Source organism: Pseudoclavibacter sp. 13-3 (genome assembly GCF_021168475.1).
Taxonomy (GTDB): domain Bacteria; phylum Actinomycetota; class Actinomycetes; order Actinomycetales; family Microbacteriaceae; genus Pseudoclavibacter_A.
Genome location: NZ_JAJOZT010000001.1, coordinates 298164 through 321243 on the forward strand (window position 1 = coordinate 298164; position 23080 = coordinate 321243).

The 23080-nt window shown below is 64.3% G+C and carries 17 protein-coding genes and 1 pseudogene; 9 read left to right on the forward strand and 9 right to left on the reverse strand.

The features are described from left to right. The first annotated feature begins 27 nt into the window (after positions 1–27). The 3 genes from LRX77_RS01380 (at position 28) to LRX77_RS01390 (ending at position 3096) form a co-directional block, all read left to right on the forward strand. Positions 28–1584, forward strand: a complete 1557-nt coding sequence (locus tag LRX77_RS01380; RefSeq protein WP_231831049.1) for a phospholipase D-like domain-containing protein — start codon at positions 28–30, stop codon at positions 1582–1584. 111 nt (positions 1585–1695) lie between these two features. Next, positions 1696–2391 (forward strand): PadR family transcriptional regulator, encoded by a 696-nt coding sequence (locus tag LRX77_RS01385; protein WP_231831050.1) that lies wholly within the window; start codon positions 1696–1698, stop codon positions 2389–2391. Between the two features lie 45 nt (positions 2392–2436). Beyond that, positions 2437–3096 (forward strand): YitT family protein, encoded by a 660-nt coding sequence (locus LRX77_RS01390; RefSeq protein ID WP_231831051.1) that lies wholly within the window; start codon positions 2437–2439, stop codon positions 3094–3096. Between the two features lie 27 nt (positions 3097–3123). On the opposite strand, the gene LRX77_RS01395 is transcribed toward LRX77_RS01390, so the two are convergent. Then, positions 3124–3987 carry a TetR/AcrR family transcriptional regulator gene (locus LRX77_RS01395; protein WP_231831052.1) on the reverse strand — a complete coding sequence of 288 codons (864 nt, stop codon included), beginning with the start codon at positions 3985–3987 and terminating at the stop codon, positions 3124–3126. Positions 3988–4181: 194 nt separating this feature from the next. Between LRX77_RS01395 and LRX77_RS01400 the strand changes: the two genes are divergently transcribed. Next, entirely contained in the window at positions 4182–5159 is a 978-nt protein-coding gene (locus LRX77_RS01400; RefSeq protein WP_231831054.1) for an NAD-dependent epimerase/dehydratase family protein, read from the forward strand. Positions 5160–5282: 123 nt separating this feature from the next. Here LRX77_RS01400 and LRX77_RS01405 read toward each other — a convergent pair whose 3' ends face one another. The 3 genes from LRX77_RS01405 to LRX77_RS01415 all read right to left on the reverse strand — a co-directional run bounded on the left by LRX77_RS01405 (position 5283) and on the right by LRX77_RS01415 (position 9490). Further along, positions 5283–6893, reverse strand: a complete 1611-nt coding sequence (locus LRX77_RS01405; RefSeq protein ID WP_231831055.1) for an MSCRAMM family adhesin SdrC — start codon at positions 6891–6893, stop codon at positions 5283–5285. Then, positions 6890–8962: a hypothetical protein gene (locus LRX77_RS01410; protein WP_231831057.1), complete on the reverse strand. Its 2073-nt coding sequence runs from the start codon at positions 8960–8962 to the stop codon at positions 6890–6892. Before LRX77_RS01410 ends, LRX77_RS01405 begins: the two co-directional genes overlap by 4 nt. Positions 8963–9076: 114 nt before the next feature. Continuing rightward, a complete protein-coding gene (locus LRX77_RS01415) occupies positions 9077–9490 on the reverse strand; it encodes a VOC family protein (protein ID WP_269453596.1) in 414 nt (137 codons plus the stop codon). Between the two features lie 318 nt (positions 9491–9808). Here LRX77_RS01415 and LRX77_RS01420 point away from each other — a divergent pair, with 318 nt between their 5' ends. From LRX77_RS01420 to LRX77_RS01430, 3 genes are all read left to right on the forward strand, one after another. Continuing rightward, entirely contained in the window at positions 9809–10102 is a 294-nt protein-coding gene (locus LRX77_RS01420; RefSeq protein ID WP_231831058.1) for a PLDc N-terminal domain-containing protein, read from the forward strand. Beyond that, the gene (locus tag LRX77_RS01425) at positions 10099–11208 is read left to right on the forward strand and encodes a YcjF family protein (protein WP_231831059.1); all 1110 of its coding nucleotides are present in this window, start codon (positions 10099–10101) and stop codon (positions 11206–11208) included. Before LRX77_RS01420 ends, LRX77_RS01425 begins: the two co-directional genes overlap by 4 nt. A gap of 82 nt (positions 11209–11290) precedes the next feature. After that, positions 11291–13567, forward strand: coding sequence for an ATP-binding cassette domain-containing protein (locus LRX77_RS01430; protein ID WP_231831060.1), 2277 nt, complete (start codon positions 11291–11293; stop codon positions 13565–13567). A 104-nt stretch (positions 13568–13671) separates the two neighbouring features. On the opposite strand, the gene LRX77_RS01435 is transcribed toward LRX77_RS01430, so the two are convergent. The 4 genes from LRX77_RS01435 to LRX77_RS01450 all read right to left on the reverse strand — a co-directional run bounded on the left by LRX77_RS01435 (position 13672) and on the right by LRX77_RS01450 (position 19814). Beyond that, entirely contained in the window at positions 13672–14898 is a 1227-nt protein-coding gene (locus LRX77_RS01435) for a GmrSD restriction endonuclease domain-containing protein (RefSeq protein ID WP_231831062.1), read from the reverse strand. A 169-nt stretch (positions 14899–15067) separates the two neighbouring features. Further along, positions 15068–17608, reverse strand: a complete 2541-nt coding sequence (locus LRX77_RS01440) for a sigma-70 family RNA polymerase sigma factor (RefSeq protein WP_231831063.1) — start codon at positions 17606–17608, stop codon at positions 15068–15070. Positions 17609–17950: 342 nt separating this feature from the next. Further along, on the reverse strand, positions 17951–19150 hold the full coding sequence (locus LRX77_RS01445; RefSeq protein WP_231831064.1) for a hypothetical protein: 1200 nt from the start codon (positions 19148–19150) through the stop codon (positions 17951–17953). Positions 19151–19358: 208 nt separating this feature from the next. Continuing rightward, positions 19359–19814 (reverse strand): hypothetical protein, encoded by a 456-nt coding sequence (locus tag LRX77_RS01450; RefSeq protein WP_231831065.1) that lies wholly within the window; start codon positions 19812–19814, stop codon positions 19359–19361. Positions 19815–20186: 372 nt separating this feature from the next. On the opposite strand from LRX77_RS01450, the gene LRX77_RS01455 reads away from it, so the two are divergent. Together LRX77_RS01455 and LRX77_RS01460 are read left to right on the forward strand one after the other, a co-directional pair. After that, positions 20187–20447: a hypothetical protein gene (locus LRX77_RS01455; protein WP_231831066.1), complete on the forward strand. Its 261-nt coding sequence runs from the start codon at positions 20187–20189 to the stop codon at positions 20445–20447. 261 nt (positions 20448–20708) lie between these two features. Next, positions 20709–21788: a restriction endonuclease gene (locus LRX77_RS01460; protein ID WP_231831067.1), complete on the forward strand. Its 1080-nt coding sequence runs from the start codon at positions 20709–20711 to the stop codon at positions 21786–21788. Positions 21789–21934: 146 nt separating this feature from the next. On the opposite strand, the pseudogene LRX77_RS01465 reads toward LRX77_RS01460, so the two are convergent. Continuing rightward, positions 21935–22935, reverse strand: a pseudogene (locus LRX77_RS01465) (IS481 family transposase). Positions 22936–23080: the final 145 nt, after the last annotated feature.

Sequence of the window (23080 nt, forward strand, 5' to 3'; positions counted from 1 at the left end):
TCACCTCGGGCACGCAGGAGCGCAGCCATGTCAGCAGTGCAGTTCGTCAGCTCTCTCGCCCTCATCGCGCACATTCTGATCGTGCTCGTCGCCGCCATCGCGATCTCGCTGCGCCGCAAGCCGGCGACCGCGATCGCCTGGATTCTGACCATCGTCTTCATCCCCCTCGTCGGGGTGCTCGGGTTTCTGACCGTCGGCGTCGGGCGGCTGCCGCGCTGGCGGCGTGAGCGACAGCACGAGGTCAACGAGATGATGCTCGGCCGCTCAGGCGTCGCCGCTCACCGTGTGACGCCTGAGTCGCCCGACTGGCTGGCCACCGGCCTGGTGCTCAATGAGCGTCTCGGCGCCCTGCCGATGGTGGGCGGCAACCGTGTGCGACTGATCGACGACTATCATGCCTCGTTCGCCGCGATGGCCGAAGACATCGACCACGCCGTCGACTTCGTCCATGTGCAGTTCTACATCCTGGTGCACGACAGCACCACGCAGCCGTTCTTCGACGCACTTCGGCGAGCCTGCGCACGTGGCGTCACCGTCAGAGTGCTCTCTGACCACCTCTCCGGCTTCATGTACCCGCACCGGCGCGAGACCCAGCGCCTGCTGAGCGACATGGGAGCGCAATACCGCCCGATGCTGCCGCTTCGCCCGTTCTCGCTGCAGTGGCAGCGACCCGATCTGCGCAATCACCGCAAGGTCTTGGTGATCGACGGCGCAGTCGCCTACACGGGGTCGCAGAACCTGATCGACGAGTCCTATCTGAAGCCGAAGAACCTCCGGCGCGGGCTCCACTGGCATGAGGTCATGATGCGTGCCGAGGGCCCTCTGGTCGCCGAGCTGGACGCCGTCTTCGTCTCTGACTGGTACAGCGAATCTGGCCACATGCTCACGCCGGCTGCGCATGGCCAGGCTCGGCCAGCATCCGCAGCAGCAGCTTTGAGCCGGCCGGACGAGACCTCCCCCGCCCAGTCGGAGACCCCCATTGCGCTCGATGGCCCCAGCATCACCGAGGGCCCTGCCGGAGCCGAGGTGGCCCACGTCGACGCCCAAGTCGTGCCCAGCGGGCCGAGCTTCGAGAACGACAACACACTCAAGCTGTTCGTCATGCTCATCCAGAACGCTCGTCGCCGCATCAGCATCGCAAGCCCGTACTTCGTCCCAGACGAATCCACGCTGCTCGCACTCGTCACCGCGGCCTCGCGAGGGCTCGACGTCGAGCTCTTCGTCTCGGAGGTGGGCGACCAGGTGTTCGTGCACCATGCACAGCGTTCCTATTACGCCGCGCTGCTGGAGGCCGGGGTGTCGATTCATCTCTATCGTGCTCCCACCGTGCTGCACTCGAAGCACTTCTCCATCGACGACGAGGTCGCCGTCATCGGCTCCAGCAACATGGACATCCGCTCGTTCAGCCTCAACATGGAGGTCTCGGTGCTGGTTCGCAGCCGCGGCTTCGTCGACCGGTTGCGGCTCATCGAAGACAGCTACCGTCGCAACAGCCGCTCCCTCGACCTTGAGCAGTGGAACAGCCGGCCGCTGCGCGAGAAGGCTCTGGACGGCATTGCCCGTCTCACCTCTGCCGTGCAATAGCCTCTTGCAGATTACGATATATCGCTATATATTCAATCATGTTCCCGATACCGATATATCGGGATAGTCGGGAGTCCTCCCGACACCACCACGACTGTTCGAGGAGAACACATGCACAACGAACGATTCCACCACCATTCAGCGCCTGACGGCGGACGGCAACCCTTCGGCTGGGAATGCGCAGAGCACACGAGATCTCGCTACAGCGGCCCACAGCATGGTGGGCCCGATTTCGGCGGGCCAGGCTTCGGCGGCCCGGGCTTCGGCGGGCGCCGTGGTCACGGCCCCGGCGGTCACGGCCCCCGCGCGCACGGACGCGCTCGCCGCGGTGACACACGGCTGGCCATCCTGTCTCTGCTCAGCGACGAGGCCTCCAACGGCTATGGCATCATCAAGCGCATCGCCGAACGCACCGATGACAGCTGGCGGCCGAGCCCCGGCTCCATCTATCCCACGCTGCAGCAGCTCACCGAAGAGGGCCTGATCGCGGCATCCGCCGCCGACGGTGCGCACGAGCTCACCGCGGCAGGCAAGAAGTACGTCGCCGAGCACGCGGATGAGATCGCACACATCTGGGATGCACGCCCGCATCGCGGCGAGCATGGCGGCATCCGGGACGCCGCCGAAGCACTCTTCGGCGTCATCGGAGACTTCCGGCACGCCACCGCCGGCCAGCGCCAGGCGGCCATCCAGGAGCTGACCCGCACACGCAAGGCGCTCTTCCGCATCCTCGCCGACGACGAGCCGGTGCACCCAGACGCGCCGAGCACGACGGACGCGCAGGCAGCATCCGACTCTGCCGAGTGAGGCCGGTCGCCGGCCTGTCTCGGACGGTCGGTAGAATACGCATCTATGACTTCCTCTCCCGATGCAGCAGATTCGAGCTCTGAGAGCGATCCGGCTCAGCAGCGATACGCACCGCAGCATCACACCGTTCTCGAAGATGTCGTCGGCATCTCGAGCGGAGTGTTCGCGGCGTCGCTCGGGCTCTACCTGCTGCACTCGGCCGGGGTGGTCACCGGAGGCACCGCAGGCCTCTCCCTGCTGCTGGCATATGCGACGCCGGTGCCCTTCGGCGTGCTGTTCCTGGCGGTCAACCTGCCGTTCTTCATTCTCGCGGTCAGACACCGCGGCTGGAACTTCACGATCCGCACCGTCCTCGCCGTCACAGCAGTCTCCGCGCTCTCCCCGCTGCACCCGGCCATGCTCGGCCCACTCGCTGAGAATCCGATCTATGGCACCGTCGCCGGCAACCTGCTGGCCGGCATCGGCCTGCTGATTCTCTTCAGACACCACGCCAGTCTCGGCGGCTTCAACATCATGGCGCTGATCATGCAAGACCGATGGGGGTGGCGAGCCGGCTACGTGCAGATGGCCCTGGACGTCGTCATCGTGGTCGCCGCGCTCACGGTGACCTCGCCGTTCAACGTGCTGCTCTCGGCCATCGGCGCGGTGATCATGAATCTCGTCATCGCGTTGAACCACAGGCCGGGCAGATACCTGGGGTTCTGACCCTGGACGCCGAGTACGTGCCTTCGGCTACTGTGCACCGCCTCGTCTGCTCCGCCGAGGCGGAGTCGAGGCTGCTGTCCGCTCGCCGAGCCGTGCGTCTGCGGCGCTCGGCTCTGGCAGCAGTCCGAGGTGTCGGGCGTGCTCGACAGCCAGCCCCTGCAGATAGACAGGCACGTTCTCGATCGACCCGCGATAGTGCCCGCCGAGACTGAACGAGATCGTGCCGACCAGCGAGGTCCAGGCACTGATGAGGGCGAAGACTTCCGCGGCTCCAAGTGAGGCGGCGTCTGCAGAGGCGTCTTCCGACGCCGACTCGTGCCGCACCCACTCGCGAACGCGGGCCAGGTCGTCGGCGTCGATCAGCTGCGCGGCGTCGATCAGCTGCGCGCCGTCGTCGGGCGCGGGCCGGCGGCAGCTTCGGGCGTCGAGCACGATCTGCAGCAGCACCCGAATGACGGTGGTCGCAGGCTCCACCGTCGAGGTGGGAGCCGAGTAGCCGATCACCGGCGTGCCGTAGATGAGCTGGAATTGCTGCGGGTGCGCCTGAGCCCACGCGAAGGCGGCGCTCCACACGGCGACCCAACGCCGCAAATGCGACGCTCCCGACCGCGTCTGCACGCTGTCTGCCTTCGCCATCGCCCGCCCCATGCTGCTGTAAGCACGCGAGATCAGCTCGGTCAGCAGATCGTCACGGCCGTCGAAGTATCGATAGAGCGCCCCTACGGTGAGATGGAGTTCCCGGGCGATGGCCCGCATCGAGAGCTGGGCCGCGCCGACTCCAGCGAGTTCGTGCTCTGCCGCTGTGATGATTCGAACACGCGTCTCAGCGCGCTCGGATGTGGCGATGGCTTCTGCTTCTGCCTTTGCCTCGCCCGATCTGTGCGTCGTCATGAGTTCGCCCCGCTGTTCTCGCGTTGTGCAGCACGCAGCACCTTGACCGCGTGAACACTGTTCACTATAGTCGAAGACAATCCGTGAACACTGTTCACTGCTCGCGCTCGCCGAGCTCGGCAACGAGACCGCGCGATGCCCCTCACCACACCCGACCGCACGCACATCCGCACCCTTACCGCCCAGGAGCACATATGTCATCACACGCACTCGTCATCGGAGCGGGCCCGCTCGGGCGCGCCACCGCCGAGCATCTCCTCCACGGCGGCCATGCCGTCACCATCGCCGCACGACACCCGCTGCCCGCGGATGATCCGGTGGCAGCGGTCGGCGCCGCATCCGCCCGCCTCGACGTCACGACCCCCGAATCGCAGGATGCCGTGGCCGCGCTGCGCCCAGACGCAATCGTCGCCTGCTGCAACTGGCCGTACCAGCAGTGGCAGCAGATGTGGCCACGTGCGGTGCAGAACCTCATCGCCATGGCCGAGCGGTCAGACGCCGTGCTCGTGCTCGCGGGCAACCTCTACACCTACGCTCGCACCGCCGACCCCCTACGGGAGGACTCTCTCGTAGACCCGCCGTCAGCTCTTGGCAGAGTGCGCGCATCCGTCTGGGAGGCCGTGCGAGTCGCCGATGCAGCGGGTCGCATCCGCGGCGTCGAAATCCGCGGCTCCGACTACTTCGGCCCTGGAGCGGGCGCCGGAGCGCATGCCGGCGATCGACTGGTCGGCCCGGTGCTGGCCGGCAGAACCGCCTACCCCATCGGCGATCCCGATCAGCCGCACACCTGGACCGCGATCGCAGACATGGGCAGACTCCTCGCCCGCGCCGCCTTCGACCCCCTGATGTGGGCACGCACCTGGCACGTGCCGAGCGCCCCAGCGTGCACGCTGCGCGACCTTGCCACCGAGATCCTGCGGGCGCAGACAGAACTCGAAGACAGAGATCCCACGGATGTCGGTCCCCGACTCCGCCCCGTGCCGACATGGATGCTTGCCGCGCTGGGCGTGGTCTCTCCCATGTTGAGACAGATGCGGACTGTCTCCTATCAGTTCACAGCGCCCTTCGTCATGGACGACTCTGCGGCCAGGGCTGAACTCGGCGAACAGGAGACGCCGCTCGCCGAGACCGTCGATGCGGTCGTGCGAGAGCACCTGCGTCGGCACGGTTGAGCGGCGACGGCGACTCACTGGTGGCCTCATGGCGTTCGGTGAACTGGTCCAGTTAGCCACAGACATGCGACCACGCGCCCGCCTGTGAGTCACAAGCGGTAACGTACGTACCCGGCACGACGCTCAGTTGGCCGCGTGCACTCCCGTCTGCGCGCTGCCGTAGTCTTTGCCGAACCCCGAGTTCCAGCGTTCGATGGCGGGCAGACTGCTGGTGTCGTGGTGAGCCGCGTACTGCCGCACCGAGCCCGGGAACGCCGTCGTGCTGGCATGCCCGCCGTACGGATCCGTGTAGAAGACGCCCTCGGTGCCGTGGTCGTGCGCCGTCGAGCCGACCGTCACGGTGGTCTGCCCCAGGTAGAAGTCACGCTGTGCGCCGTTGAACGGCGATGCGGCACTCTTCTGGTTCAGCTCGAGACCCGGAGCGATCGCGCTCCACGGCCATCCCTGCGACGTCGTGCTGTCGAAGAGCGACACCGTGGCGGTCGCCGAGCCGACTCCGCCGGTCACCGAGGCGACCCTGGAAGGATTGCGCACGCCGAACCACGGGTCGAAGCGCACGGAACCGCCGTCAGGCATCTCGACGGTGGTGTCCGTCTCCCACAGTTCGTAGAGCCCCCACACGTCAGCATCTGCGGCCGGCCCCGACTGCGCGGCGCTCGTGGCGCATGCCACGTCGGGGATCACGCGCAGACCGACATCGGACGACTCCAGGCCTGACCCGGAGGTCTGCACGAGGGCACCCGAGCACTTCTCGGTGAAGCTGTTCGCCTGACCCATGCGCGCCAGCGCCTGCATGGCGACCTGAGTGCCGTCGGAGCACTTCGCCGCGTACATGATCTGGTGGGCGTTGTTGCTCAGCGCGTCGGCCGAATGCGACCCCTGATGAAACTCGATCAGGTAGTCGCACACGATCGGCGCCCCGGCGGCATCGGTGGCGTACCCGGCGCGATCCTCTCGAACCAGTGCCACGTCATTCGCGACGAAGACCTTGTGCCCCACGTGGTCTTCGTGCCGGTGCTTCACCGTCTCGCCCGTCGCCTCTGCGTACTCATCGGACGCATGGTTCACCGTTCCGAACGGAATGCCCTCGCCGCTGCCGAACTGGGCAGCAGCGAACTCGTAGATGTCTGAACTCTTCGGGTCGTCGCCATGCTCGTGTCCGAACGTGCACTGCGCGCCCGTCGCCGGATCCGTCACCACGCTGGGATGCCACCCGTCATAGAGACGGCCGTCGGCACCGTGCACGGCGTACTGGGCGTGCAGTTCAACGCTGCACTCCGGCATGGTGCCCGACACCTTGGTCGCACCCTCGGGCGACCAGCCGGTGACGAACGACTGCTCCGTTGGATCTGCGGCCGCACCTGCGTCGTCGCCGTGCCCGCTGTGCTCGCTCGTCTCACCGACGTCGCTCTGTGCGCTCTCGCCGGCGCCCGCATCGGCATCGCCGAGGTCTGCGCCGCTGTTCGAAGACGTGGCGGCAGCGTCGTCGGTGTCGTGGCCGGTGTCGTGGCCAGCGTCGTGATCGGTGCCCGTGCTGCCTGCTGCGTCCATGCCGCCTGCAGAGTCTGCGGATGCTGTCGCCGGCTGCGTCGAGTCGGTGTGCGTCAGGCCGTCGCCGTCTGCATGGGCCGCAGACACGCCGACCATGAGGGCGCCCGTCACCAGCAGCGCCGCGACAGCGCTGACGGCGCTGCGAGCGCGTGTGACACGTCGTGCAGTGTTCAGGGTGGTCATGCGTTCTTCCTTCTGTGTCTTACGATGATTCCGGCCGCGATGCCGGCGATGATCATCGCCGCCGCAGCTGCCACAAAGGTCAGTTCAAGGCCGGTGGCGGCCAGTCCTCCGCGTCTCTCGGTGCCCTGTGTCGATGACTCCGGCGCCGCCGAATTCGGGGCCGCGTTCAGGGAGGCTTCCTCTGTCGCGTCGTCGCCCTCGGGCCGCGGCCCGTCTGGGGTCAGTTCCTCTTCGCCGTCTTCACCGGTCTGGTCGTCGTCGCCTCCTGTGCCGGGGTCTACGGTGCCGGGCTCTTCAGTGCCGGGGTCTACAGTGCCGGGCTCTTCAGTGCCGGGGTCTACAGTGCCGGGCTCTTCAGTGCCGGGGTCTTCAGTGCCAGGCGTCGCCTCGGTCGTGCCGTCCAGGGAGGTGAGCAGCGTCACCCCGAGCTTTGGCGACGCAGACACGGCGTCTCCGCCGATGACGGCCACCAGTGAGGTCGTCGATCCGGAGGCACCCGGCAGGCGCCCGACGATCCCGACTCCCCGACCAAGACGCTGCCCGACAGCTGTTCCCTGCCAGACCTGCAGAGCCTCCGACGGCAGGTCTGCGATGCTCACCGCGCCGTCGTTGACCGCGTCGTCGCCGATGAGCATCGCGGGGTCGAAGGCGACCGCACGGCCTGCCGTGGCGACGAGGCTGTCGCCGGAACCGACGTCGGCTCCCCACGAGCCGACCAGCAGACGGCGATCATGACCGTCGTTCCACGCGGCGAGGGAGTATCCCGTCTGATCCCCTGCCTCGTCGCCGCGAAGCCAGCGCCCACGCGGCGCTCGGTCAGTCTGATCAGTCTGGTCAGCGCCAGCCTGATCAGCATTCGCATCTGCAGCATCCGTCGCTCCGGCATCCGACGCGCAGACGTACACCGAAGCCTGGCCCGAGGCATCCGCATCAGTGCACACGGTGTCACGGGATGTGCTGCCGAGCACGAGTGCGACGCCTCCTGCGCGAGGCGCGTCAGCCGCGCTCACACCGTCAGCGCCGAATGCGAGATCTGCCAGCCCGTCGCCGTTGACGTCGCCCAGTGCAGCGATCGAGATGCCCAGCCGGTCACGGCCGCGCGACGGGCCTTCGACGGTGAACCCGTCGAAGCCCTCGCTGAGGCTCACCGCACCGTGCGGGTTGCTCACGACCCATGCGGCGCCAGAGGCACTCCCACCGTTCGCACCCTTCGCCGTATACCCGCTCACGGCCACATCGGCCAGCCCGTCTCCGTCGACGTCTCCGACACTCGCGACCGCCGTCACCGCGCGATTCTCAGCACCCGAGATCTGCGCGAGCACGCGCGGCTGCGATGCGAGACTCTGGCCGGTGCCCGGGATGGTGACCGTCGAGATGTCGTCTGCGCCGGCGATGATCGTGACTCGGCCGACGGTCTTGTCCGCCGCATCGCGGGCACCGGGTGAGACGACGCCGATCTCGGCCTTGCCGTCACCGTTGAGGTCGCCCAGCCCGGCCAGGCCGTTTCCGGTTCGATCGTTCGGTGCGGCGCCGCCCTGCACGATGAATCCATGGGAGCCGAGATACGACAGCGACATGTTCGACAGCGTCTTCGAGCCGAACACGACGTACGCGCGAGCCTGCAGGTACTGACCGATCAGCAGATCGTCGATGCCGTCGCCGTTCACATCGCCGGCACAGCTGACGCTGAACGCGCTCAGCGTGCTCTCCAACGGCCCCTCGATGCGAATCGCTCCAGAAGCCGGGTCGTCAAGGGCGCCGCCGTGTGCAGGTTCGCCGCCCGGGATCACGTATGTGGCGCCAGTCATCTTCTGCGACCCCACGATGCCGCTGCGCTTCCACATCCACGCGGTGGTGATCGCGTCGCTGACGCCGTCACCGGTCACGTCACAGGCACCGGTTCCCACCGCAGCACCACCGGCACTCGCACGCGCTGCGGTATAGGTGACCGCGGGGTCGGAGGCCGGGGTGATCGTCGCGTCATCCGCAGCCGCCGGGGCGACCGCGCTCCCGCCGAGCAGCGCAAGGGCAGCTGCTGCCCCCAAAGCGCTCGTCAGCATTCGTCTCATTCGCATTGCTCCTTTGCAGTGCCGGCGACTGCGCACAGAAAAGGCACAGTCGTTCAACCGACTTCGAAAAGGTAGCACACCCTCAGCTTCAGGCGATGGCTGCGCGCGCGGCTCTCAGACTGCCCCCGGCCCCTGTTCAGCGGCTTTCGGATCCATCCAGAACGGTTCGAAATGATTGCCGTCGGGGTCGTCGAATGCACGCTGATACATGAACCCGTAGTCGACGGCATCAGAGAGAGTGCCTCCGGCAGACTCCACCCGCTGAGCGAATTCATCTACCGCAGCGCGTGAGGGCAGATCGAACGAGATCAGTGCCAGAGAGGTCACAGCGGGGTCTCCGACCTGCTTGTCGCTGACAAAGGTCGCATAGAACTCGCGTTTGAGCAGCATGAGCACCTTTCCCTCGTCGAGAACGATGGCTGCAGCGTTCTCGTCGCTGAACAGCGGGTTGATCTTCCAGCCAAGATCTGTGTAGAACTTCTTCGCACGGTCGAGATCGCTGGTCGGCAGATTGATGAAAATATCCATGATGTGCTCCTCATCGAGTGTTCGTCGCGTCTCTGCGCGCTGAGAGCTCACCGGCTCACGGCATCCACACGCGGGCACGTTGACAGGCGCGCATCATCGCATCGTCCAGGTCAGACTCACGGTAGCCGGATGGCTGCCTCGCGTACACCCGCAGATACGATCCGCAGACGATCTCGCCCACGCACGCACATGCAGCGCGGTGCACGCATCGCGTCGCGAGTCAGACCGGTTCGCTCATCGTCACAGCACAACTCGCGCACTAGGCTGGGCACATGGCGGCATCGGCCGATGCGGTCACGGCACATCGAGGAGGCAGCAATGGCAAAGGTCAAAGATCAGGCGCTCGAGACCAAGGGCGAAGTCAAAGGCAGAGTCAAAGGCGGCGCAAAGGTCTTCGGCTTCGTCGTCGGTGCCGCGCAGCTCGCACTGGCTGCCTATGCCGGGTCAGATCTCGTGAAGCGCCCCGAGTCGCAGATCAACGGCCCGAAGGCGCTCTGGGCCGGTGCGCTCGCGCTGAACTGGGTCGGCCCGACCGCCTATCTGCTGGTGGGCCGCAAAGAGTCGTTCGACCGGGTCAAGGGCTTCGTCGACGGGCTGCAGAAGCGGGCATGACCGGGCAGCTGGGTGATGACGCCCAGGGGCGTCTCGGCGAGGCGTGGGATGACGCCCGCCTGCCGCGATACAACCTCGCGGTGATCGGGGCGACCGGTGCCGGCAAGAGCACGCTGATCAACGCCGTCTTCGGCGAAGATCTCGCAGCCACCGGCGTCGGCGCTCCGGTCACGCAGCAGGTGTCGCTCTACACGAACGACGAGGGCACTCTCGGCCTCTATGACTTCACAGGCGTCGAGAGCTTCGACCATCTGCGCGACGTGGTGCGCGCCTTCAAGAAGACCTATGCCGAGCGTGCGAAGGCCGACGAGCCGATCCACGGCATCTGGTTCTGCGTCAAGGCCGCCGACCGACGCTTCGATCAGACGCAGCGACGTCTCGTCGAAGACCTCGCCGCTCTCGACGTTCCGGTGTTCCTCGTGCTCACCCAGACACCGTGGAAGGCAGGCATCGGCTTTCCCGCTGACGTGCAGCAGTTCGTCGACTACCTGACCTCGTTGCAGCTGCCCATCGAGACGGGCAGCCCGGTGCCGGTCGCCGCGGTCGACGACCCGTTCGCCGGCACCCAGGCCTTCGGCCTCGAGCACTTGGTCGAGGTGTCACTCCAAGCAGCCCCAAAAGGCGTGGGCCCGGCTCTGGCCGCGGCCCAAGACATCAGCACCGACGTCAAGCGTGGCGCCGCACGTAGGGTGATCGCACTCGCATCGACGACGGCGACGGGCATCGGAGCGATTCCCATTCCCGTCGCCGATGCCGTGCCCCTGATGGCCGTGCAGGTGGGCATGCTGCGCCGCATCGCCTCGATCTACGGCATCTCGCTGACGAAACAGGCGACGGTTGCACTGGTCGCGCAGCTGGCCGGTGCCCTTGCGGGCAAGACCCTCGCGACGAGCCTGCTGAAGCTCGTGCCGGGTGCGGGCTGGGTGATCACTGGAGCCGTCGCCGGTGGCATCACAACGGCTCTCGGCTACGCGTGGCTCAAACTGTGCGAGAACCATCGAGCCGGCCGCCTCGACCTCTTAGACGCTCTGGAGTCGAATCGTCTCGCCGCCCTGCTGCTCGACATAGTGGCTCAGAACCTGCAGGGGCGCGTCGGGCACAAGTGACCTCGGCGCCCGCACGCGCTCGGGCGCGTGCCGCCTTGCCGGTGTCATCAGGCATGTCGGTGGCCGGTGGCAGAATGGCCGCATGCCATCACGCACCACAGCCGACCTGTTCAGCCGAGGCAGCATCGACGTCATCGATGCCACCGAGAACAATCTCAAGCATGTCAGCCTGCGCATTCCGAAGCACCGCCTGAGCGTCTTCGTCGGGCTGTCGGGGTCAGGCAAGTCATCACTCGTGTTCGACACGGTGGCCGCGACATCACGGCGCGAGCTCAACGAGACCTTTCCGAGTTTCACGCAGCAGTACCTGCCGAAGTACGGCCAGCCGCACGTCGGGGCGATCGAGAACCTCCCCGTCGCGATCGTCGTCGAGCAGCGCCGCATCGGCGCCAACGCACGGTCGACGCTCGCGACCTACACCGGCATCCATTCGCTGCTGCGTCTGCTGTTCTCTCGCGTCGGGGCGCCGTTCGTCGGCTACTCCGATGTGTTCTCGTTCAACCTGCCTCAGGGCATGTGCCCGCGCTGCGAGGGCTTGGGCACCGTCGACGAGATCGACGAGAACCGTCTGCTCGACACGAGCAAGTCGCTCAACGAGGGGGCCATCACGTTCGTGAGCTTCGGGCCCGGCACATGGCGGTGGCGACGCTACGTCGACAGCGGGCTGTTCGACAACGACCGACCCGTGCGCGACTTCAGCCCCGAGCAGCGCGAGCTCCTGCTGCACGCGCCGCAGCAGAAGCTGACTGATGCTCCCCCGGCGTGGCATCGCACCGCGCTGTACGAGGGATTGGTTCCGCGCATCCGCCGATCGATCGTGAACAGCAAAGAGGGCGAGCACCACAAAGAGGCACTCGCTGCGATCGTGACCCACCGTGTCTGCCCCGAATGCCACGGTGCGCGGCTCAATCAGAAGTCGCTGAGCTGCCGCATCAACGGGCGCAACATCGCCGAGGTCTCAGCTCTCGACCTGCAGCAGGCGATGACCTTTCTCGGGGGTGTGGACGCTGCGCTGGCGCAAGACGTCGTGCGTGAGCTCACGACCAAGGTGGGGTCTCTGGTCGACATCGGCCTCGACTACCTCACGCTCGACCGTCAGACCGACACTCTCTCAGGCGGCGAGGCCCAGCGCATCAAAATCGCGAAGTTTCTGACGAGTTCGCTCTCAGACCTCGTCTATGTGCTCGACGAGCCGACGGTCGGGCTGCACCCGCACGATGTGCAGTTGGTGACCCACAGCCTCAGAAGACTGCAGAGCGCAGGCAACACCGTGCTGATCGTCGAGCACAACGCGGCGGTGATGGCCATCGCCGACTACATCGTCGAACTCGGTCCGGCGGCCGGCGACGCCGGCGGCGAGGTGACGTTCACCGGCAGCTATCCCGAACTTCTCACCAGCGACACCCTGACGGCGCGCTGGCTGCGGCAGCCGCGCGGCTTTCGCACACCGCGCACGCCCGCGAGCACGCTGAGTCTTGCGCATGTGACCAGGCACAATCTGCACGACGTCAACGTCGAGGTGCCGCTCGGGGTGCTCACGACGGTGACCGGCGTGGCCGGGTCGGGCAAGAGCTCACTGATGGCCGAGGTGCGAGCCCGACTCGCAGACTCTGCAATCGACCTCTCACAGTCACCTGCCGGGGTGAACATCAGGTCGACGCCCGTGACCTATCTCGACGTCTTGGGCGACATCCGCAAGCGGTTCGCCAAGGCGAGCGGAGCATCCGCCACACTCTTCAGCTACAACGGTGGCGGTGCCTGCCCGCTGTGCAAGGGCAAGGGTGTGACGATCACGAACATGGCCTTCATGGATCCAGTGGTGCAGGTCTGTGAGAAGTGCGGCGGCAGGCGCTACAGCGACGAGGCACTCGCACATCGCTATCACGACCGCACCATCGCCGAGGTTCTGGCCCTGCGCGTCACCCAGGCGAGCGAGTTCTTCGCCGATGCGCCCGAGATCGCCGACAAGCTGCGCAATGTCGATCGGGTCGGGTTGGGGTATCTCGCCCTCGATCAGGCCCTGACCACGCTGTCGGGCGGCGAGCTGCAGCGGCTGCGTCTCGCCGTGCAGCTCGGGCGCACCGGCGAAGTTTATCTGCTCGACGAACCGACTGCCGGCCTGCACATGCAAGACACGCATCGGCTCATCAGCCTGTTCAGCGACCTCGTCGACGCCGGCAACAGCGTGCTGCTGGTCGAGCACAACCTCGAGGTGATGACGAAGAGCGACTGGCTGATCGACATCGGCCCTGACGCTGGTGTGTATGGCGGGCAGGTGCTCTTCAGCGGGCCGCCAGAAGAGATTCTGCATGTGCCCGGCTCGCACACGGCCGAGGCGCTGCGCGACTACGTGGGCTGAATGGCATGTGGCGGTTGAGCGGCACGGTCGACGGCAGCCGCGCCGGCAGCAGCGCAGGCAGCGCCTCTGTGACAGGTAGATCGCTCGGCTGCTGACCCGCTCCCCTATTCGCAGGCCACGCCGTCGCCGTCACGGTCGAGCTTCGCGGCATACCCGGGCTGGCCGGCGTACAGCGGCGCCTTGCCCGCAGCGCGCACAGCCGCGCAGTTCTTGTACGTCACCGCACCGCCCGACGAGCTGCCCGACGAGCCGTTCGAGCCGCTGCCCGAGCTGCCGACGAAGCCGCGAGACTGGCTGCTGCTGCTGTCGCTGCCACTGTTCGACTGCGGCGCGGGTGCCGGAGCCGCAGCCGAGCTCGACGAGGGGCTCGATCCCGACGCCGCACCGGCCGACGCCGACGCTGCGGGCGCGGCCGAGGCATCCGACAGGGCGCTCACATATGCGGGCTGCTCGGGGCACGTGTCGAGAATGCGGCCGATGGCCTCTTTCTCGGGCGGCGTCACCCACAGCGCGTAGGCGGCCTTGACCGAGACCTGCCGGGCGACATACTCGCAGCGGTAGCCCTTGCGCGGCGGCAGCCAGGTCGCGGCGTCGCCGTCGCTCTTCTGCTGGTTCGTCGGGCCGTCGACGGCCTGCAGATTCAGCGGATCGTTCGCCAGCCGCTCCCGCTGCTCGGCCGAGATCTGCTGCGCGCCGGTCTGCCAGGCGTTCGACAGGGCGACCATGTGGTCGATCTGCACGGCGTTCGAGGTGTCGTTTCCGCGCACGAAGCCGATAGTCTTGCCGGTGTAGACGTCGTCGAGCGTGCCCGAGACCACTTTGCAGGGCCCGCTCTTCGTCACGTCGGTGAGATCGCGCGCAAGTATGTCATTGCGCGCGTCGCAGCCGTTGCGGTCGGGGTCTTTCCAGCCCGTGCCGAACTGGTCGCGGGCGTAGCCGGTCTTGGGCGCGCGGCCCTTCACCGGCAGGCTGTCGAGCACGGCGCGTGCGGTGGATGCCACCTCGGCTCCCCCGCCCGGCTGCCCGCTGGTCGCGGTGTCGGCTGTGTCGGTGCTGCTGTCGTCGGCGCTGTCGCTCGCCGTGGCTTCAGCGGATGGCGAAGCACTGGCGATCTCGGCATTGGACATCTGGGTGGCCTGTTTGGAGGCCGAGGTCGGGTTGACTGCGACGCCGACGATGCCTGCGATCAGGGCAATCACGGCGATTGCTCCCACGACTGAGCCGGTGATGACCGTGGCCTTCGGTGAGCGCCGGTAGGCCCGGCGAACCAGCCAGAACAGCCCTGTGCACACGGCGACGATGATGGCGACGAAGAGTTTGACGACTTTCATGACCAGATGACTCTACTGCGTGGGGTGCATGGCTGCTTCGTCTACTCGCTGGAAGGCCGCCCAGTGTCGCTCGCAGGAGAGCCCACGTCAGGCGGACAGACAAGCAGGAGGCGACTCGGCCGAGCCTGAGCGGCTTCCATCGGCTCCCCTCAGCTGAAGGCGCCCCGCATCATCTGCAGGCTGGCTCGGCGAAGCTGACGTCGTCGCCATGGCGCACAGTCGCAACGTGCGCAATGCGCATCTCGTGCCTTATGCGAACGAGGCTCTCATCTTGCATAGACTGCGACTCACGACGCCAAGTTGCGAGGTACTTGTTGATGATCTGCCGCACGCGTTCACGAGTCAGACCAACGAGGGCACCAATCGCGTCATATGTCATCTCTTCACCGGTTAGGAAACCGAAACGGGCACTGATGATCTTCGCATCACGGCGCGGCACTGTGCTCAAGAGCCTCTGCGCACAAAAGCGAAGGTCTGCTCGAAGCAAAGCTGCGTACAGCGGCTCCGAACTCGATTTCATGGTGTCTGATATCGCTCCAAGAAACACACGGTCACCATCCTTCAGCCAGACTGGCGAGTCAAGCGAGATGACCGAGTAGTCATATCCCATAGTCTCTGCCAGTTCGTCCGCAGTCGACTCCGTGGACGCAGCAAGCGCATCCACTGTCTCGTCATGGGTTGCCGTACCCTCACGCACACGCTGTGCCAGGGACGGCTCCAGACGACCGTCTTCCTCAGATACTGAACATTCCAACGTACGCAGCGAGGCACGTATGCGAGACAACTTCTCGACCATGTGCACAGGCAGGCGAATAGTTCGGGACTGATCGGCGAGGGCACGGGTAATCCCCTGTCTAATCCACCAAGTCGCGTAGGTCGAGAACTTGTTCCCCATGCCAGCATCGAACTTCTGCACAGCTCGCATGAGACCAATGTTGCCTTCGTGAATGATGTCCATGAAGTCGATCCCTGGTTTGGTTCCCCCGACGTATCGTTTCGCGATGCTCACGACAAGTCGAAGATTGGCTGTGAACAGCTGCTCCGACGACCTCTGGCCAACGCGACGAGCTCGCTCCAATCGTCTCCGCTCCATCCGGGTTGCATAGATGCCTTCCGTCAAAGCGGATTCCGCGGCATCACCCGCTTCTCGCAACTTCCCCAATCGCTTCTCTTCATCACCGTCGATCAGTGGAAAGTGGGCTATGCGCTGCAAATAGTCATGTACGATATCTGCCGTCAGCGGTACGTCTGAGAGCTGCTCCGACGGTTCTGCATCGGCCCAAATCTCTTCCGCGATTCTCGCTGTGCGGTCCAAATCGGGATCAGACACTGTGTTAGGGGGGAATGCGCGCTGCCCCTCAACGTCTTCAGAGGGTCGAGCCAGGAATTCAGCAAGAGCAGGGTCATGGGCGTCGCTGCACATGAGCAGACGCCTGGTGTATTGCAACACGTCGTTGAGATGTTCGTCGCCAGCAACATGAGGGTCTTCCACTGTATCGCGGGCGTACAGCACTACAAATCGCCCCTGACGGCCATCTGCTTTGCGTCGAATGACGCGTCCGAGCCGCTGCACCATTTGACGACGGCTTCGATTGGCCGCGAGCACGATGCCTAAGTCAGCCTCAGGCACATCGATGCCTTCATCGAGCACACGAGGGGCGGCAAGAACGTTCACTTCTCGATCACGAAATCGTCTGAGGCCTTCGACACGATCACTGCGCGAGACTCCGCTGTAGACCGCGACCGCGCGCTGTCCGCAATCAGAGAGCCGTTCAACAGCGCGTTCTGCGGCTTCTTTGGTCTGAGTGAAGACAAGCGTGCCCTGTGCCGCGGCAACTCCAGGAGCCAACGCATTCAATGCCTCCACCTTGCACCGGGCATCGGCGAGCAGGTGGCGACGTTGAGCGAGCAGTGCCACGTAGCGTCGGGCGAGAGTGCGACGCGGGCTTTCGTCCTGCTCTGCCGACCACGCGGTAACAAGTTTCAGAAAGACACGGAATGAAACGCTTTCACGGTTCTCCGATTTCTCGTGCACGTAGCCGCTTAGGGATCGCCGGGTCTCTCTGATCCGTTCGCTCAGATGATCGTAGTCAGCACGTTGGTCGGGACTAAGCTCGACAGCGACGAGTGCAATGTCGAACTCTGCAATGACGCGCTCTTGCAAAGCCTGGTCATACCAGAGCTGATAGACAATGCCGCCGAAATACTCATCAAGCACGGTGACATCGCGTCCGTCTTCTCGCGCATACGTCGCGGTGAGCCCCAGACGCCAATCGAGGCTGTCGCTCAATGCCGCAGAGAATGCATCTGCAGCGTAACGATGACACTCATCAGCGATCAACAGTCCTCCACGACCGAAGACGAGGCGCACTCGGCTTGCTGCGTGAGAGGCTTTGGCCACGCTGTGGACCACACCCACGAGCACATCGCAGGTGGACAAACTGTCGTCACCACCGCCGCCAAGACGACCTGCAGCTGACCACGGCATGGCTGAGCGAATCGACCGTATCCACTGCTCTTGAAGCTCGATCGTCGGTACCACGACGATCACCTTGCGCCCTTCTTTGAGCGCTTCTTGTGCCGCCAGCAGGCCCACCATTGTCTTGCCGGCGCCGGTGACTGCCTCGACGACGCCACAGTGTCGGCGTTTCCGCCACGCGGCCAGCGCCTTCTTCTGCCATTCGAAGACGCTGATTCGGCCCTCAGACATGATCCATCCCCCTACAAGCAGTCATCCCACCCGCGGAAAGCTGGCGGCCCGCTCAGCCTAGATGACACCACCGACACGGCGCGCTCCACCCTCGCCAGAGAGTGATTAGATTTGGATGAGACGCCGCAACTTCATATACCGGTGCTTCAGCCCGCTGCTGCCAGCGCGAGCACGGCATCTGTCAACACTTGTGATTGCGCTAGGCAGCCGGTGGATGACCCGAAAAGCGCTCGGAATGGCTTGACCAATCTCGCACGTGGAATCAGCAGGGGCATTCAAATCCACCGTGTGCACGACCGGCCTCTGGCTTTCGAGCCGCTCGGCGGCTCGAAATGGCAACGGTCACACAGTGATCAGGCTCTGGTCTGTCACAAAGGCGTGTTCTCCGGCGTCGTCTTTCCAGGCGACAAGCGTCGGTGAGTCTACGGTGCTCTTAGGATTGTCCAACGCCCGTCGGGTCTCTTTGGCCGATTCGATCAGTGAGAGGTATTCCGACATGCTCGCCCGTTCGCTCTCCATGGTCGCCGCATAAGCGGCGCGGCGCTTATCGAGCTCTTTCTCAGTGGCAAGACCTCGCCGCGTCCTGCGCTCAGCCCAACTCATGTCCGTAAGCTCCTTCTCGAGACTGTCCATGTCGGCTTTGAAACGACGCGAGCGATCCTGGAGGCTCTTCCAGAACACGATTCCGTCATCGATGACGGTTTTCAGGCGTTCCACTGATCGTCCGACCGACTTGGGATTCTCCTGCATGTCGACGCACACGCGAAGGTAGGAGATCCGCAGCCCTAAAAAGGAGGCGAGCATCGCGCAGTCTGCATCGTAGTTGCTCTGTCGAACGTCCGTCACATCGTCCGAGAGCGTCACGTCGTTGGTGTCGACGAGTTGTCGGAATCGGACGGACAGGGCACCAGCGTCACGCTCTGCGAATGCGAGGCGCATCAGCATGTCATGGGAGAAGACTCCCTCTAGTTTGTACTGCTCGTAGACGTCGTCGACGATCTGGCATGCAGCGAGGAGCTCACCCGCATGCGTCGCCTCGATTCGAGCCATGATCGTGTCCAGAGCGTTCCTGATTGAGTCGAGCTTTCGATCCATCTGCTTGAACTGCTGCATCATGACCGCGGTATTGAGTGCCTGAACAGCGAGAATCGGTGCAACCGTCGGCAGGATGCTCGCAATCGGAATGAACGGCGCCTGCGCAACGATGCCTCCGGCGCCCATGACTGCGCTGCCGACACCGTTGCCCAGTGTCATGAGCGTCGCAGGATTCGCAGTGGCCATGAAGAGAGTCGAGGAGAAGGCGGCTGACAGCGCAGTAGCGCCAGTGGCTGCTCCGGCGACGGCCAGTGACATGGCCCCCTGAGGTGAGACGGCCCTGGCATCCGACAGATAGCTCCCTGATGTCAGATAGGCCGTCTGAAGACTCGAGATCATCCGTTCACGCAGGGCGCCATTGAACTCGAAGATCGCGAGTTCTTCTCCGTCTCGGCCGAAGCGCCGTACAGCGACCTCCTGCGGCTGCTCTTCTGCAGTTACATCCATCGTTCTCCATTCCTCCCGGGAAACGCGGCTTCCCGGTCTCGCCGTTCAATCCACCAGGCGTCCAGGCGGTGATCAAGGCATCTTCTGTGTCAGTGTAGGAGCGATCTGGTGAGGGCAGACGCGAGCGGCCCTCTTCCATTCTTTCCGCCGACAGCGTCCCCACGAATGGGTCTCACGTGACCTGCAGGACTTCCGCAGCCAGCCAGCACTACTTGCGCTTCAGATGAGCAGTCTTGGTCACGCCGAGAGCGCTCACCTCGTAACTCAGAACGCCATTGTCGTAAGTGAACGACTTCTTGGCGTCAGAAGAGGCCAACAGCGCATTCTTCGTCTTCTCAGTGTTGTTCGTGGAATCCCAGTGATATTCATCGTCAGTGGTAGTCGGCGCGACGAAGCTGCCCGACCAGTAAAGAGCACGAGTGCCATCAGACTGTTCCCAGTTGATCTCAATGGTCGTGTCGGTGATCGTGGCGCTCTGCATCATGGTCGTCGTGCCGGAGTCAGCCTCCACCCACTCTCCGGTCAACGTGAGTGGTGCCTTCGACTCAGCGGCGGTCGGGCCGTCGTTCGAGCCGGTTCCAGATGGCGAGGTGCAGCCGACCAGGCTCAAACCTGCGACGCCTGTCGCGACGACGAGAGCGATGGCGGCGATTCGGTGTTTCACTTGTTCCCCCTGATTGTCCAGTCGGCTGCACAGTGCAGCGACTCCCGTTCGAGACTAGCAACGTTCGCGTCTCCAGTCGTGAACATCGGTATGGCGACAGACGCTCTGCAAGTACTTCAGCCATGCACTGCCCGCTTCCCCTCTGCGTTGGATCCTGGTCGCAACGTCTGGGCTCGCTCTTCACCCAAGCAGACAGCAGCGACAAAGATCTTGACGACTTCCAGGCCCAGATGGCTTCGCTGAGCTTGCGGCTTCGACCTCTGGGCGCAACGACGGTGTCAGCAGGCGTGGAACCATCTCCGGTGTGCGCGTGTTGACGACGACGTCTACGGGGGCGCAATAGTCTGCATACAGCAGAGCATTCTGCGCGACGTGCTCGAAGACCATCCAGAGTTTCGGGGTCGGCTCGAAGCAGAGTTCCCGGAGCTCATCCCCTCACTCGAGATCGACAGCCGGCGGCCAGACGAGACGTATGACGAGTTCATCGACCGAGTTATCGCCTCGAATGATCACGTTGCCATCACGGTGAAGCTCGCCGACATGACGTCGAACCTGACGAACAATCCGCCTGAGCGCCTGCGGGAGCGCTACGAGCGCAATATCGGTGGGCTGCGTGAGAGTGCTCTGCGCTGACACCCCCATCGATCGCAAGCCCTCAACGTCATGCAGCCGGCCCGTGGCCGCCGCAGCAGCCGGGCCGTTGACAGACCGGCACACCACCAGTCAGGCCGCAGAGTTTCGATGACACGCAACGGGCTTGGTGTATGGAGTCGATGGTGACTGGCAGAATCATTGAGGAAGAATACCGCGCACAACCAGCCAGACGTCCAGTCATACGCCGTTCTGAGCATCGGTGTGATTCCTCAAGAGCAATGGAACGTGAGGAGCGGAATTATGACTGTTGCCCGAGGGAACGTTCCCAGAGCATGGTTGGTGCGTGGGTCCAAAGACGTGCGTTTCGATTCATGGATGTTGGAGAGCGGGTACACCGGCATCGGCTTCCCCGAACTGGGTTCGCTCGCTCAGGCACCAGATCTTCAGGCGATGAAGAAGATGGTTGCCCAGCAGATGCCCGGCATGAAGAAGGGCAGCATCAGCGCATACGCAGCGCAGCTCAACTCGTTCGTCAACAAGATCGCCGTCGGCGATCTCGTCGTTCTCCCGCAGACAAAGGCGGGGCTGCTCGCCTTCGGCACAGTCACGGGCGACTACGAGTATCTTCCTGAGTCTTCTGGGCTCACACATGTTCGAAAGGTGACTTGGGATCGCGTCGACGTCAGCCGGGGGTCAATCAATCAAGATTTGCTCTATTCGCTTGGAGCGTTCAGCACGGTCTGTGAGATCAAACGCAATGACGCTGCATGGCGACTCTGGCAAGTGCACGACGGAGCTGAAACCGACCCCGGTGCTCGAGCCAAAGCACCACTCAACATCCCCTCGGCCGATGCCGACGTTCTGGACTCTGACGAGGCGATCGCTGCGGACGGGCAAGATATCATCCGCTACTCACGTGATCGGATTCTCGTTCGCATTCGTGAGCAGTACGCCGGACACGCGCTTCAAGATTTGATTGCAGAGATCCTGCGTGCCGAAGGCATGACGTGCAAAGTTCCGCCGAAGGGCGCCGACGGTGGGATCGACATCATCGCGGGTTCTGGAGTCCTGGGGATCTCGTCACCGACCATCATCGTTCAGGTGAAGTCTCAGCCGACTCACGTCGGCTCACAAGTGCTTGATCAACTCGGCGGCGTGGTCAGCCAGCACCAGGCAGACCACGGCCTCCTCGTTGCATTGGGCGGGCTAACGGCCCAAGCCAACGAAAAGGTGAATTCTCAGCGACTCCGAGTGGCAGTGTGGGACGCCGAAGAGGTGCTCAATCGTCTGCTCGAGCACTACGACGTCATGCCCGATACGGTTAAGCGCGCGATCCCACTGCGCAAGACATGGCTCATCGATGAGAGTGAGACTGTGTAGCACTGCCTATCGCACCTGACGTTGATTCGACCGCTGGATGTGAATGAGCCAATGTCCAGTTGGAGCAGGCTAGGTGTTCCTCCAGGTGAGGGACTGTCGTTCAAGCAATAAAAGCAGGCAGACCCTGTTGCAGTGTGTGCAGGCGATCATCTCCCTGTCGAGCAGCATGCCTGGGTGTTCTTCCTACTGACGTTGTGGAGGCGATCGATGGGTGAGAGGGCTCCGATGCCTGTGCGAGGTCGGAGATGATTGTAGTGGTGCAGCTGGCGTGGTAGCTGGCGGCACGCTGCTGGTCTGAATCGTCGTGACGTGCGTAGGCACATGCGTCGGAGAGGGTGCGGTGGAACCGTTCGATCTTCCAGTTGGTCTGCGGTCGGCAGGGGCGGGTGTACTTGTCTTCCACGTCGTCGCCAAGGGCCTCGTTAAACGCCTTCGAGCGGCAGCAGGAGCCGTTGTCGGTCATCACCCGCTGCACGGTGATCCCGTGGTGGGCGTAGAACGCGTTCCCAGAACCCAGCGGCGATGTCTTTGCGTTCGTCGTCGAGGATCTCCGAGTAGACCAGACGGGCGTTGGCATCGATCGCGAAATACAGGTAGGAGTATCCGGCCCAGACCGTCGCTTTCGGCCCGCCTCACGGCCCAGGACGCACCAGCCAGCGCCGTTGTGGATACGGCCGATCGTCTTCACGTCAACGTGCACCAGCTCACCCTGTGTCTGCCGCTCATAACGGACCGGCTGGGGCTTGTACGCACGGATGCCAGCGTTCTTGTCGACCTGTCCCAGCACCGGAATCCGGTACTGCTTCAGCACTGTCGAGGCTGCGGGCTGCAGCAGGTGCAGGTGATAGGCAATCCGGTGCAGACCCCACCGCCGGTTCATCTGCAACCCGATGATCCGCCGTTCCGTGGGCTGCGACGTCCGCGATGGCGACATGACTGACCTCGAGGAACGATCCACCATCGCTGCCTGGCCACCGGCCTGATACCGTGCCACCCACTTCGAAACCTTGCCGCGAGCGACTTGGAAACGCTCCGCGACCCGCGCCTGCGTCCAGCCATCGTCGATCACGAGCCGAGCGATCTTGATCCGCCCGTCCACCGTGAGCGCGGCGCGTGCATGAGTAGCCCATGGCACGAGGACCTCCATGGAATCGAGTGAGTGTCGTGACGCACATCGATACCGGAGGTCCTCACCTCATCCCGTCACGCTGCCCAGAACCTCCATGGGAAGAACACCTAGCATACTCATCTGGTCCATTGACATTCGGTTTCCAGGGCCTGCCCCACAGGAC

Bases quoted from the DNA above. Each gene is read 5' to 3' on its own strand.
- LRX77_RS01460 (WP_231831067.1), top strand. From the start codon at position 20,709: ATGACTGTTGCCCGAGGGAACGTTCCCAGAGCATGGTTGGTGCGTGGG.
- LRX77_RS01390 (WP_231831051.1), top strand. From the start codon at position 2,437: ATGACTTCCTCTCCCGATGCAGCAGATTCGAGCTCTGAGAGCGATCCG.
- LRX77_RS01440 (WP_231831063.1), bottom strand. From the start codon at position 17,608: ATGTCTGAGGGCCGAATCAGCGTCTTCGAATGGCAGAAGAAGGCGCTG.
- LRX77_RS01420 (WP_231831058.1), top strand. From the start codon at position 9,809: ATGGCAAAGGTCAAAGATCAGGCGCTCGAGACCAAGGGCGAAGTCAAA.
- LRX77_RS01415 (WP_269453596.1), bottom strand. From the start codon at position 9,490: ATGGATATTTTCATCAATCTGCCGACCAGCGATCTCGACCGTGCGAAG.
- LRX77_RS01425 (WP_231831059.1), top strand. From the start codon at position 10,099: ATGACCGGGCAGCTGGGTGATGACGCCCAGGGGCGTCTCGGCGAGGCG.
- LRX77_RS01400 (WP_231831054.1), top strand. From the start codon at position 4,182: ATGTCATCACACGCACTCGTCATCGGAGCGGGCCCGCTCGGGCGCGCC.
- LRX77_RS01380 (WP_231831049.1), top strand. From the start codon at position 28: ATGTCAGCAGTGCAGTTCGTCAGCTCTCTCGCCCTCATCGCGCACATT.
- LRX77_RS01385 (WP_231831050.1), top strand. From the start codon at position 1,696: ATGCACAACGAACGATTCCACCACCATTCAGCGCCTGACGGCGGACGG.
- LRX77_RS01405 (WP_231831055.1), bottom strand. From the start codon at position 6,893: ATGACCACCCTGAACACTGCACGACGTGTCACACGCGCTCGCAGCGCC.
- LRX77_RS01410 (WP_231831057.1), bottom strand. From the start codon at position 8,962: ATGAGACGAATGCTGACGAGCGCTTTGGGGGCAGCAGCTGCCCTTGCG.
- LRX77_RS01435 (WP_231831062.1), bottom strand. From the start codon at position 14,898: ATGAAAGTCGTCAAACTCTTCGTCGCCATCATCGTCGCCGTGTGCACA.
- LRX77_RS01430 (WP_231831060.1), top strand. From the start codon at position 11,291: ATGCCATCACGCACCACAGCCGACCTGTTCAGCCGAGGCAGCATCGAC.
- LRX77_RS01445 (WP_231831064.1), bottom strand. From the start codon at position 19,150: ATGGATGTAACTGCAGAAGAGCAGCCGCAGGAGGTCGCTGTACGGCGC.
- LRX77_RS01395 (WP_231831052.1), bottom strand. From the start codon at position 3,987: ATGACGACGCACAGATCGGGCGAGGCAAAGGCAGAAGCAGAAGCCATC.